This window comes from Telluria sp. RT2P19, assembly GCF_059685725.1.
Genome location: NZ_JCASIL010000002.1, coordinates 451,535 through 463,757, shown reverse-complemented (window position 1 = coordinate 463,757; position 12,223 = coordinate 451,535). Strand labels below are relative to the sequence as shown.

The 12,223-nt window shown below is 65.1% G+C and carries 10 protein-coding genes; 5 read left to right on the top strand and 5 right to left on the bottom strand.

Features of this window, described 5'->3' with window-relative positions:
• Positions 1–3: 3 nt before the first annotated feature.
• The 3 genes from AC56KW_RS04240 to recG form a co-directional block, all read right to left on the bottom strand.
• The gene (locus AC56KW_RS04240; protein ID WP_497169471.1) at positions 4–825 is read right to left on the bottom strand and encodes a tetratricopeptide repeat protein; all 822 of its coding nucleotides are present in this window, start codon (positions 823–825) and stop codon (positions 4–6) included.
• Between the two features lie 135 nt (positions 826–960).
• Complete coding sequence (locus AC56KW_RS04235) at positions 961–1,362, bottom strand: hypothetical protein (protein ID WP_497169470.1); 402 nt, start codon at positions 1,360–1,362, stop codon at positions 961–963.
• A 25-nt stretch (positions 1,363–1,387) separates the two neighbouring features.
• Positions 1,388–3,448: an ATP-dependent DNA helicase RecG gene (gene recG, locus AC56KW_RS04230; protein WP_497169469.1), complete on the bottom strand. Its 2,061-nt coding sequence runs from the start codon at positions 3,446–3,448 to the stop codon at positions 1,388–1,390.
• A gap of 117 nt (positions 3,449–3,565) precedes the next feature.
• Here recG and queA point away from each other — a divergent pair, with 117 nt between their 5' ends.
• The 5 genes from queA (at position 3,566) to secF (ending at position 9,233) form a co-directional block, all read left to right on the top strand.
• Positions 3,566–4,591 carry a tRNA preQ1(34) S-adenosylmethionine ribosyltransferase-isomerase QueA gene (gene queA / locus AC56KW_RS04225; protein WP_497169468.1) on the top strand — a complete coding sequence of 342 codons (1,026 nt, stop codon included), beginning with the start codon at positions 3,566–3,568 and terminating at the stop codon, positions 4,589–4,591.
• Positions 4,592–4,615: 24 nt separating this feature from the next.
• Entirely contained in the window at positions 4,616–5,755 is a 1,140-nt protein-coding gene (gene tgt / locus AC56KW_RS04220) for a tRNA guanosine(34) transglycosylase Tgt (protein ID WP_497169467.1), read from the top strand.
• 178 nt (positions 5,756–5,933) lie between these two features.
• Entirely contained in the window at positions 5,934–6,263 is a 330-nt protein-coding gene (gene yajC / locus AC56KW_RS04215; RefSeq protein ID WP_497169466.1) for a preprotein translocase subunit YajC, read from the top strand.
• A gap of 55 nt (positions 6,264–6,318) precedes the next feature.
• Positions 6,319–8,193, top strand: a complete 1,875-nt coding sequence (secD, locus tag AC56KW_RS04210; RefSeq protein ID WP_497169465.1) for a protein translocase subunit SecD — start codon at positions 6,319–6,321, stop codon at positions 8,191–8,193.
• A 17-nt stretch (positions 8,194–8,210) separates the two neighbouring features.
• Positions 8,211–9,233: a protein translocase subunit SecF gene (gene secF / locus AC56KW_RS04205; protein ID WP_497169464.1), complete on the top strand. Its 1,023-nt coding sequence runs from the start codon at positions 8,211–8,213 to the stop codon at positions 9,231–9,233.
• Positions 9,234–9,460: 227 nt separating this feature from the next.
• Here the strand turns inward: secF and AC56KW_RS04200 are convergent, their stop codons facing one another.
• Positions 9,461–11,536, bottom strand: a complete 2,076-nt coding sequence (locus AC56KW_RS04200; RefSeq protein ID WP_497169463.1) for a 2Fe-2S iron-sulfur cluster-binding protein — start codon at positions 11,534–11,536, stop codon at positions 9,461–9,463.
• 38 nt (positions 11,537–11,574) lie between these two features.
• Positions 11,575–12,189 carry a glutathione S-transferase family protein gene (locus AC56KW_RS04195; RefSeq protein WP_497169462.1) on the bottom strand — a complete coding sequence of 205 codons (615 nt, stop codon included), beginning with the start codon at positions 12,187–12,189 and terminating at the stop codon, positions 11,575–11,577.
• Positions 12,190–12,223 lie beyond the last annotated feature (34 nt).

Below are 12,223 nucleotides of genomic sequence, written 5' to 3'. Positions count from 1 at the left end.
GTTTTATTTCTCTGCGCTGGCGGCGTCCAGCCGCCTGAACAGATCGCGGTGCAGGGCGCGCGTATGCGTCGCCATATGCCGGCGGGCATGCGCGATCTCCTTCAACTCGCGTTGCGCCAGCGCGTCCTTGCCGTTGGCAAGGGCCCATAGCGCCAGTTCGACGCGCGCCTCGACGCTGCCGAAGCGCTCGGCCACGGCCGCGAATGCGGCGCCGGCGTCGTCCTGCCGGCCGGCGGCGCCGTAGGCGCGGCCCAGAGCCAGCCCGACTTCATCGGCGCGAAAATCCGGAGACGTCGATTGCAGTGGCGCCAGCAGAGAAATCGCCGCTGCCGGCTGTCCGTGCGCCACATGGGCGCGCGCGGCGCCCAGGATCACTTCCGGGTCGCCCGCGAACGGCCCGTTCAGGCAGGCGTCGTAATGGCGCACCGCTTCTTCCGGTTCGCCGGCTCGCAGCAGCGCGCCGGCCAGGCGCATCTGGTTGTGGGCGGTCGGCGTCAGGTCGAACGCGCACCTGGCCTCGCGCACGTCGCGGCCCGGGTCGAGACTTTGCTGGATCGCGCGTCCGGCCATGCGCCCGCGGCGTTCGAGCCGCGAGGCCGGCAGGTATTCCGCCACGAAGTAGGCGAGGCTGCCAAACAGCGGGAACGAGAACAGGATCAGCAGCCAGTACATCTGGCGGCGGTTGCGTACGGCATGGATCGCGAAGAAGATGGCGATGAGGAAGTGCAGTCCGAGTCCGATGAAGGGCATTGCAGGTCCGTATTCAGTGATCGTCAGGAAGGCCGGCAAGGCGCCGTATCGCATCGCAGCAAAGATAGCCGACATGGCTGCCTCCATGTCTCACCGATTATCACAGTGCGTTTTACGCAGCATGGTTGAGCCGATAGTAAGGCAAGACGTATTTATCCAGCCGGGATCCTGCTGGAGAATGATATGCGGTCTATGCCTGGTGCAAAGCGCTCAATCGGGTGCCGGCGCATCCACGATATGACGCGCATCGAGCGCGCGAATACGCGGCTCGACGTAGTAGCCGCCCGCTTCCACATAACTGAGGCAGTAGCGCAGGCACACCGTGCACTGCTGGACCGCGCAGCGGTTGAACGGAAAATAATGGATGGCGATCGGCGCGTCTGGCGACCAGTAATTGGTCCCGTGCGGATGGTATTCGGCGTAGGTCGGCTCGGCGTACGGGTCGCCGGCCAGCGTGCCGGCCGGACGCATCTGCGCCTGCGGGAACGATACCGGGATCCGCGTCCATCCGGCGTAGCTGGCGATCTCGCACGCGCAACTGCCCGTTGCCAGGGCCGAGGCCTGGGCCATGGCAGTCAGTTCATCGATCGTCAGTGCCTGTTCCTGCATCATCGTATGTCCTTCTCGTGTTGGCCCATCAGACCTTCAGGAACTCCTCACGACCGCCCAGCCAGCGCGCCAGGTGCGCATCGACCACCGCGATCTTCTCGGGCTTTTCGCCATCGAGCAGATATTGCGCGACGTCGCGCGCACGGTCCACCAGCCAGCCATCGAGCTCCAGGTCGGCAAAGCGCAGCATCGCCTGCCCCGACTGGCGCGCACCCAGGAATTCACCGGGCCCGCGGATCTCCAGGTCGCGCCGCGCGATCTCGAAGCCGTCCGTGGTCTCGCGCATCGTCATCAAGCGCTGCTTGGCCACCTGGCCCAGCGGCGACTGGTACAGCAGCAGGCACACCGACGCCGCCGATCCCCGTCCCACACGCCCGCGCAGCTGGTGCAGCTGCGACAGGCCGAAGCGCTCGGCATGCTCGATCACCATCAGCGAGGCATTCGGCACGTCGACCCCGACCTCGATCACGGTGGTCGCCACCAGCACGTGCACCTGGCCGGCCGTGAAGGCGTCCATCACTTCCTGCTTTTCGGCCGGCTTCATGCGGCCATGCACCAGCCCCACCTGCAGCTCGGGCAACGATTCGGCCAGCGTCTCGTAGGTCTCGGTCGCGGTCTGCAGTTGCAGGGCCTCGGATTCCTCGATCAGGGGGCAGACCCAATACGCCTGGCGCCCCTCGAGCGCCGCCGCGTAGACGCGCTCGATCACCTCGTCGCGCCGCATCTGGTCGATCGCACGCGTGACGATCGGGCTGCGCCCTGGCGGCAGCTCGTCGATCACCGAGACCTCGAGGTCGGCGTAGTACGTCATCGCCAGCGTGCGCGGGATCGGCGTGGCCGACATCATGAGCTGGTGCGGCACCAGGCCATCGCTGCCCTTGTTGCGCAGCGTGAGGCGCTGGCCGACGCCGAAGCGGTGCTGTTCGTCGACGATCACCAGGCCCAGTTTCGCGAACTGCACCGTGTCCTGGATCAGCGCGTGGGTCCCGATCACCAGCTGCGCCTGGCCCGACTCGATCAATTCGTTCGATGCCGCTTTCTCTTTTTTCTTGAGGCTGCCGGTGAGCCAGGCGACCTTGACGCCAAGCGGCTCCATCCAGGCCGCGATCTTTCTGAAATGCTGCTCGGCCAGGATCTCGGTCGGCGCCATCAGCGCCGCCTGGTAGCCGCTGTCGATCGCCTGCGCCGCGGCTAGCGCCGAGACCACGGTCTTGCCGCTGCCGACGTCGCCCTGCAGCAGGCGCTGCATCGGATAGCCTTCTGCCAGGTCCGCGCGAATTTCTTGCACCACGCGCTGCTGGGCGCCGGTCAGCGCGAACGGCAGCCCCTTCAGGAAGGCCTCGGACAGGGCGCCCACCGCCGCGAGAATCGGCGCGCCTTTTTCGCGCCGCGCGCGTTGCGCCCGCTTGAGAGACAGCTGCTGCGCCAGCAACTCGTCGAACTTCATGCGTTCCCAGGCCGGATGCGATTTTTCGCCCAGCGCGTGTTCGTCGACGTCGGCCGGCGGATAGTGCAGCAGCTTGACCGCCGGCTCGAAGTCGATCAACCCCATCCGGGCGCGGATCCCGGCCGGCACGGTGTCGCTCCAGTCGATCCGTTTCATGGCGTCGGCGATCGCGCGCCGCAATACCGTCTGCGACAGCCCTTCGCCGGCCGGGTACACCGGCGTGAGCGAGGAGGGCAGCGGCGCGCCTTCGTTGACGATCTTGTATTGCGGATGCACCATCTCGGCTCCGAAGAAGCCGTGTTTCAGTTCGCTACGGGCGCGGATGCGCACGCCCTCGGCCATTTGCTTGACCTGGCTGCCGTAGAAATTCATGAAGCGCAGCAGCAGGTCGCCCGATTCGTCGGCGATGGTCACCAGGAGCTGGCGTCGCGGCTTGAACGAGATTTCGTTCTTGGTTACCACCCCTTCGACTTGCGACACGTGGCCGCCGCGCAGGCAAGCCTCGCGGATCGACACGATCCGGGTCTCGTCCTCGTAGCGCATCGGCAGGTGCAATACGAGGTCCATGTCGCTGCGCAGTCCGAGGCGGGCGAGCTTGCTTTCGAGGGTTTTCGGAGGATTTGTTGTCTTGGAGGCGGGCATATCGCGGCAAAGGGGCGCTTGCTGACGTAAAATAGAAGGTTCGCCATATGCGCTGAAGCCTGTATTGTAAAGCTGGCAGCGTTTATTTGCCCACTATTGAGAACCACGTATTCGCTCATGTATTCGCTTTCCGATTTCGACTTCGAGCTGCCTCCCGAGCGCATCGCGCAATTGCCGCTGCCGGACCGCAGCGCGTCGCGCCTGTTGCAGCTCGACGGCGACCAGATCACCGACCGCCATTTCGCCGACATCGTCGACCAGCTGCAGGCCGGCGACCTGCTCGTGATGAACAATACCCGCGTGCTCAAGGCGCGCTTCTTCGGCGTCAAGGAAACCGGCGGCCAGGTCGAGGTGCTGGTCGAGCGGGTGCTCGACAACCGCACCGTGCTGGCCCAGGTACGCGCCTCGAAGTCGCCCAGGCCCGGCAACCGCATCCGCCTGGCCGACGCCTTCGATGTGACCACCGGCGAACGCGCCGGCGAATTCTTCACCCTGCATTTCGAAGGTGATGTGTTCGAGCTGATCGAAGCCCATGGCCGCCTGCCGCTGCCGCCGTATATCGAGCACAGCGCCGACGAATTCGACGAGCAGCGCTACCAGACCGTGTACTCGAAAGAGCCGGGCGCCGTCGCCGCGCCCACCGCCGGCCTGCACTTCGACCAGCCCCTGCTCGACAAGCTGGCGCAAAAAGGCGTCAAGTTCGCCTACGTCACCCTGCACGTGGGCGCCGGCACCTTCCAGCCGGTGCGGGTCGAGGACTTGAGCGAGCACAAGATGCACACCGAGTGGTACACGATCGCGCAAGAGACGGTAGACGCGGTGCGCGCCGCCAAGGCCGCCGGCCGCGACGTGATCGCCGTCGGCACCACGTCCTTGCGCGCGCTGGAAGCGGCATCGCAAAGCGGCGCGCTGGTCGCCGGCAGCGCCGACACTGCGCTGTTCATCACGCCCGGCTACACCTTCAAGACCGTCTCGCGCCTGGTCACCAACTTCCACCTGCCCAAGTCGACCCTGCTGATGCTGGTGTCGGCCTTCGCCGGCTATGCACCGATCCGCAAGGCCTATGCCCACGCGATCGCCAACGAATACCGCTTCTTCAGCTATGGCGACGCCATGCTGCTGACGACGCGCAGCCAAAGCTGAACCTTCACGCTAGAGAAGAACACGATGCTCGAATTTACCCTGCTCAAAAAAGACACCAGCGGCCTGTCGCACGCCCGTCGCGGCCGCCTGAAGCTGAACCACGGCACCATCGAAACCCCGATCTTCATGCCGGTCGGCACCTATGGTTCGGTCAAGGCGATGGACCCGGTCGAACTGAAAGAAGTCGGTTCGCAAATCATCCTGGGTAATACCTTTCACCTGTGGCTGCGTCCCGGCGTCGATGTGATGAACAAGTTCGGCGGCCTGCACCAGTTCATGGGCTGGGACAAGCCGATCCTGACCGACTCCGGCGGCTTCCAGGTGTTTTCGCTGGGCGCCATGCGCAAGATCACGGAAGAGGGCGTCAAGTTCGCCTCGCCGATCGACGGCTCCAAGCTGTTCCTGTCGCCCGAGATCTCGATGCAGATCCAGCGCGCGCTGAACTCGGACATCGTGATGCAGTTCGATGAATGCACCCCGTATGAGATCGACGGCCGCCCGGCGACGAGCGAAGAAGCGGCCAAGTCGATGCGCATGTCGCTGCGCTGGGCCCAGCGTTCGATGAACGAATTCACCGGCGGCGAAAACCCGAACGCGCTGTTCGGCATCGTCCAGGGCGGCATGTACGAGCATCTGCGCGACGAGTCGCTGGCGGGCCTGGAAGACATCGACTTCCCGGGCCTGGCGATCGGCGGCCTGTCGGTCGGCGAGCCGAAGGAAGACATGAAGCGCATCCTGGCCCACGTCGGCCCGCGCCTGCCCGAGAACAAGCCGCACTACCTGATGGGCGTCGGCACGCCGGAAGACCTGGTCGACGGCGTGGCGAACGGCGTCGACATGTTCGACTGCGTGATGCCGACCCGGAACGCGCGCAATGGCTGGCTGTTCACCCGCTTCGGCGACGTCAAGATCAAGAATGCGCGCTACAAGGATGACCAGGCGCCCCTGGACGAGAGCTGCGATTGTTATTGCTGCAAGAATTTCTCGCGCGCCTACCTGCACCACCTGCACCGCTCGAACGAGATCCTGGGCGCGCGCCTGAACACGATCCATAACCTGCATTACTACCTCAAGCTGATGCAGGAAATGCGCGACGCGATCGACGCCGACCGTTTTAATGCGTTTCGCGTCGAGTTCAACGCCGGCCGTGCACGCGGCGTGTAAGCGCTCGCTCTCCAGCTGGGCCCGGCGCTGCCGTATTGACGGTGGCGCCAGGATTTAATTTCTAGCAAGCTCTTGCAATACCGGAAAGCAAGATTACCTATTGCCAGATTTGGTTTCCGGTGACTGGCCGATGCTAGAATACACCGCTTCTTTTTTTAACTTCACCATCGGAGTTCTTGTGTTCATTTCCAACGCTTACGCGCAAACCGCCGCCGCTGACCCAGGCATCATGGGCAGCCTGACGACCTTCCTGCCGCTGATCCTGATGTTCGTGGTCATGTATTTCCTGATGATCCGCCCTCAGCAGAAACGCCAGCGCGAGCTGAAAGCGATGATGGATGCACTGACCAAGGGCGACGAAGTCGTGACCGCCGGTGGCATCGTGGGCCGTGTCTCGAAAGTGACCGATGCCTATGTGACCCTGGAAATCGCGGCCGCCACCGAAATCACCGTGCAAAAGAACGCAGTGACGACCCTGCTGCCGAAGGGCACCCTGAAAGCCCTGTAAGTGCAAGCTACGTGCGGCCCCGTGCCGCACCGCCCAACCTGAACGCCGGAACACTATGAATCGCTATCCCGTCTGGAAATACCTAATGATCGTCATCGCGCTGCTGCTCGGCGCGTTGTACACGGCGCCTAACTACTTCGGCGAAACGCCGGCGTTGCAGGTGACATCGGGCCGTTCGACCCTGAACATCACCAGCGCCTCCACCAACCTGGTCGAGGATGCGCTCAAGCGGGCCGGCATTCCCACCACCGGCATCAGCCTCGAAGGCGAAGGCCACAACACCTCGGTGCGCGCCCGTTTCGCCGGCACCGAAGACCAGTTCAAGGCCAAGCTGGCCCTCGAAAAAGAACTGAACCGCGACCCGGCCAATCCCGACTATATCGTCACCGTCAACCTGGTCAAGAACACCCCGGCCTGGATGACGAAGATCGGTGCCGGTCCGATGAGCCTGGGCCTCGACTTGCGTGGCGGCGTGCACTTCCTGCTGCAAGTCGACACCAAGGCCGTGATCGACAATAAGGTGAAAGCGCTGCAAGCGGCCGTGCGCAGCAACCTGCGCGACAAGAACGTGCGCCACGCCGGCATCGAGCGCGTGGGCGACACCATCGAAGTACGCTTCCGCGACGCCGCCACCCGCACCGCTGCCCGTAGCGTGCTCAGCGCCCAGTCGAACGAGATCAATTTCGCCGACGCCGCCGACGGCGCCGACCAGAAGCTGGTCGTCAGCCTGAAACCGGACGCGATCAAGAACTCGATCGAAGCCGGCGTCAAGCAGAACATCGTGACCCTGTCCAAGCGCATCAACGAGCTGGGCACCACCGAGCCGATCATCCAGCAGCAGGGCGCCGACCGCATCGTGGTCCAGCTGCCGGGCGTGCAGGACGTGGCACGCGCCAAGGACATCATCGGCCGCACCGCGACCCTCGAGCTGCGCATGGTCGACTCGACCGTGACCCCGGGCACCGAGCTGTCGGCCGCGATCCCGATCAATTCCGAGCTGTTCACCGAAGGCCGCGGCGCCCCGGTCGTGCTGTCGCGCGACATCATCCTGACCGGCGAATACATCTCGAGCGCCACCGCCAGCTTCGACCAGAACCAGCAGCCTGCCGTCTCGCTCGACCTGAACGGCGACGGCGGCCGCCGCATCCGCCAGGCGACCCGCGACAATGTCGGCAAGCGCATGGCCATCCTGCTGAAGGAAAAGGGTGTCTACAACGTGCTGTCGGCCCCGACCATCCAGAGCGAGCTGGGTTCGACCTTCCAGATCACCAATATGGGCACCTCGCAGGACGCCAACGAACTGGCGCTGCTGCTGCGCTCGGGTGCGCTGTCGGCGCCGATGGAATTCGTCGAAGAACGCGTGATCGGCCCGCAGCTGGGCGCCGAGAACATCGAGCGCGGCCTGCAGTCGACCATCTGGGGCTTCGTGGCGATCGCCATCTTCATGGTCATCTATTACCACCTGTTCGGCGTGTTCTCGGCGCTGGCGCTGGCGGCCAACGTGCTGTTCCTGCTGGCCCTGCTGTCGATCCTGGGCATTACCCTGACCCTGCCGGGCATCGCGGCAATCGCGCTCGCGCTGGGCGTCGCGATCGACTCCAACGTGCTGGTCAACGAGCGCATCCGCGAAGAACTGCGCGCCGGCTCCCCGCCGCAGGCGGCGATCGCGGCCGGTTCCAAGCACGCCTGGGACACCATCGTCGACTCCAACGTGACCACCCTGATCGTCGGCCTGGCGCTGCTGATCTTCGGTTCCGGTCCGGTGCGCGGCTTCGCCGTGGTGCACTGCCTGGGCATCCTGACCTCGATGTTCTCGGCCGTCGTCGTGGCCCGCGGTTTTGCCAACCTGTGGTATGGCCGCAAGAAGAAGCTGACCAAGATTTCGATCGGCACGGTCTGGCAGCCTGGCATGACGCCTAACAAGAAGTAAGCAATCGGGACAAGAAGATGGAATTTTTCAAGATCAAACGGGATATCCCGTTCATGCGCCACGCCTTGATCCTCAATGCGGTCTCAGTGCTGACCTTCGTTGCGGCGGTGTTCTTCCTGTTCAGCAAAGGCCTGAACTTCTCGGTGGAATTCACCGGCGGCACCGTGATGGAGCTGCACTATCCGCAGGCGGCGGACCAGGAAAAGATCCGCACCACGCTGCGCGGCATGGGCTATTCGCACCCTGAGGTGGCCAGTTTCGGCACCGCCCAGGACATCATGCTGCGCCTGCCGATCATGGAAGGCAAGGATGCGGCGGGCGCCTCGATCGCCGTGTTCAATGCGATCTGCGGCGCCGAACAGGGCACGCCCAAGCAGACCCAGACCACCAGCGCCAAGGGCGAGGTACTCAATCGCACCAGCTGCGTGGCGGCCGGCGGCCAGGAACTGGTCGGCCTGCAGCAGGTCCAGTTCGTCGGCCCGTCGGTCGGTGAAGAGCTGGCGCAGAACGGCCTGAATGCCCTGATCATGGTGATCGTCGGCATCATGATCTACCTGGCGATCCGCTTCGAATGGAAATTCGCGGTCGCCGCGGTGGTGGCCAACCTGCACGACGTGGTCATCATCCTGGGCTTCTTTGCCTTCTTCCAGTGGGAATTCTCGCTGACCGTGCTGGCGGCAACCCTGGCGGTGCTGGGCTACTCGGTCAACGAATCGGTCGTCATCTTCGACCGGATCCGCGAGATGTTCCGCAAGCAGCGCAAGATGTCGACGAGCGAAGTGATCGACCACGCGATCACCAGCACCATCTCGCGTACCATCATCACCCATGGCTCGACCCTGATGATGGTGCTGTCGATGCTGTTCTTCGGCGGCTACGCGCTGCACTATTTCGCGATCGCGCTGGCCATCGGCATCTGCTTCGGCATCTATTCGTCGGTGTTCGTGGCGGCGGCGGTGGCCATGTGGCTGGGCGTCAAGCGTGAAGACCTGATCAGGCCGATCAAGGAAAAAGACGAAACCGACGGCGCGGTCGTGTAATTATCCGCGCTGCATGAAAAATGCCGCCCAGGCCTCGCCTCGGCGGCATTTTTTCTGATGTGAACCGCTTGTGACGCGAATTTCACAATCCTGTGTGTGGCAACGCACGGAGTCGCATGTCCGGCGCTCCTATAGTGGACCTGTCTCTTTCAGGACATCCCTAGTTTTGGACTTCACCCGCTTCCGCAAAGAAGCGGGTTTTTTTTGTCCGCCGCTCGGCGTCAGCTTCACAGGACCAGCTGCAGGCCGCTGTCGGAGTCGGGCTGCTCGGCCGGGACTGCGCAGCAGATCAATACCTCGTCGTCCGCCACGCTCGCGGCTGGTTCCTTGATATAGGTCACCGCGCCCTTGAGCAGCTTGGTGCGGCAGGTCCCGCAGGTGCCTTCGCGGCAGCTGTATTCCGGTTCCAGTCCGCGCGCCTCGGCCAGGTCGAGCAGGGTGCCGCCACCGGGTGTCCAGCGTGCTTCCTTGAGCGACTCCATGAACATGACCGGCACCGTTTGCGTCGCCGGCGGCAGCCGCGCGGGGGCGGCGACGGCGGCGCAGTCGGGCGTGCGCGCCAGCGAAGCCGGCCCGAAGGCTTCGGCGTGGATACGTCCGTCGGCGATGCCGTAGCCGCGCAGCCCGTCATAGATCGCCTGGCTGAAGGCCGGCGGACCGCACAGATAGAATTCATAGTCGCCGAACGACAGGTAGCGGCCGAGCAGCGCCATGTCGATGCGGCCGGCGACCTCGTAGTCGCGGCCCTCGCCGGCATCGTGCGGCTCGCTGAGCACGCGCACCAGCTTGACGGCGCCTTTCGCGGCCGCGACAAGGCTGGCCAGTTCGCCGTCGAAGGCGCGCTCGGCCTTCGAGCGGGCGGCATAGAACAGCGTCGTGGGGCGAATCTTTTGTTTGCGCAATCCTTCGTAGACGATGTGGCGCAGCATCGCCAGCATGGGCGTGATGCCGACGCCGCCGGCCAGCAGCACCACCGGCCGGCTGGTGCCCATATCGAGCGTGAAATCGCCGGCCGGCGCGCGGGTCTCGAGCACGTCGCCCTCGCGCAATTGCTCGTGCAGGTAGCGTGACACCAGGCTCTCGCGCTTGACGCTGATCCGGTAGGCGCCATCGGACGGTGCATGCGACAGGGTGTAGGTACGGATGAGCGGCTGGGCGGCGCCAGGCAGCAGGACCCGGATCGGCAGGTGCTGGCCCGCGAGGTGCGGCAGCAGTCCGGCGCCGTCGTCCGGCTCCAGGTAGAACGACCGGATCGCCGTGCTTTCCTCGACGATGCGCGCGACCTTCAGGCCGCGCCAGCGGTTGGCGAAGTCAAGGGCGCGCAGGCGTTCGCCGGCCTGCTGCCAGTCGCCCGTCATCAGTGAACTGTCCGACCAGCCGCCGTCCTGGAAGGTCCAGCGCAGGGCCAGGCCGGCGCTGCGGCGCACGATGCGGCGCGCCTTGAAGGTCCACAGCCGCTCGGCGCCCTGGAAGGCGGCGATCTCGGGCGAGTCGAACACGACTTCGGCGTCGCCGCTCAACTGCAGCATGTCGCCGCTGGCGTCGTCGACGAACAGCAGCCCGGCCTTGCCGTTGGCGACGATATTGCCCAGGGTATTGAAGAACAGGTTGCCGTCGAAATCGGGAATCGTGAGCGTGCCGTCGTCGGCGACGCGCACGAAGCCGGCCTTGCCGCCACGATGGGAGACATCGACCTGGCGCAGTCCCGCGCGCTCGGCGCGGTCGGCATACGAGGCGACGTAGAAGGCGTCGGCCCCCGCGACCAGGCTGCGCGCCGCTGGGTCGAGCGCGTCCAGGTGCTCGATGCGGCCGCTGAACGGCGCACCCGGCTCGCGTGCGAAGGAGAACGCGCGCAGCTGGATGTAGCGCGGACAGTTGCCGAAGCTCTGGTCGACGTCGATGCGCAGTCCGGCATCGGTGAGCGTCAGGCAACCGTTCATGCGGTTGCGGCGCCGCGTGTGCATCTCGATGCCAAGCAGGCCGACCGGAGCGCCGTCGAGCATGCCTGCCGCCGCCGGGTCGGCCGGGTGCGGGCGGACGGCGAGCTCCAGCGCGGTGCGCGTCGGCGACGATATGAAGCCCGGGCGGCCCTCCAGGAACGTAGCCCAGGCATCGCCTTCGGCATCCACGCTGCCCAGCACGATGAACGGCAGTTGGGCATAGAAGTCGCGGTGCTGGTCGGGCATGAAGTCACGCATCACGCGGCGGCCGACGATGTCCATGCGTTCGACGACGCCCAGCTTCGCCTGCATGAATTTTTCGCCTTCGTGCCAGGTGGGCGGCTTTTCCCGTTGTTCGGCCATCTTGGTCTCCTGTCGTGTGCGCAAGGGCATGTTCGTCGTCAGGCGGCGGCCAGGCCGACCGGCGTCTGGACGAAGGGGACGAAGCCCGGCAATGCCTCGATGCGGCGCAGGAAGCGCCCGACCTGCGGATAGCCGGACAGGTCGACATTGCCTTCGGGAGCGCGGGCGAGGTAGCTGTAGAGCGCGACGTCGGCAATGGTCGGATGGTCGGCGGCCAGCCAGTCGCGGCCGGCCAGGTGGCTTTCCAGCCGGGCCAGCAGGGCGTGCGCGCGGGTGATGACTTCGTCGGCGTTGTACCTGGCGCCGAACACGGTGATCAGGCGCGCCGCGGCCGGACCGTAGGCGACGTCGCCAGCGGCCACCGACAGCCAGCGCTGCACGGCCGCGGCGCCGGCCGCGTCCATGGGCAGCCAGTCGTCACGGTTGGTTTTCGTGGCCAGATACACCAGGATGGCGTTGGAATCGGCGACGATTACGCCATCGTCTTCCAGCACCGGCACCTGGCCGAAGGGATTCAGGGCGAGGAATGCGGGCTGCTTGTGGGCGCCGGCCTTGAGATCGATTTCCACCAGCTCGTGCGGGATACCGAGAAGTGAGGCGAACAGGACGACGCGATGGGAATGGCCGGACAGCGGGTGGTGGTGGATTTTCACGGTATTGATCCTGGTTGGGGGTTGATGGGCCGCG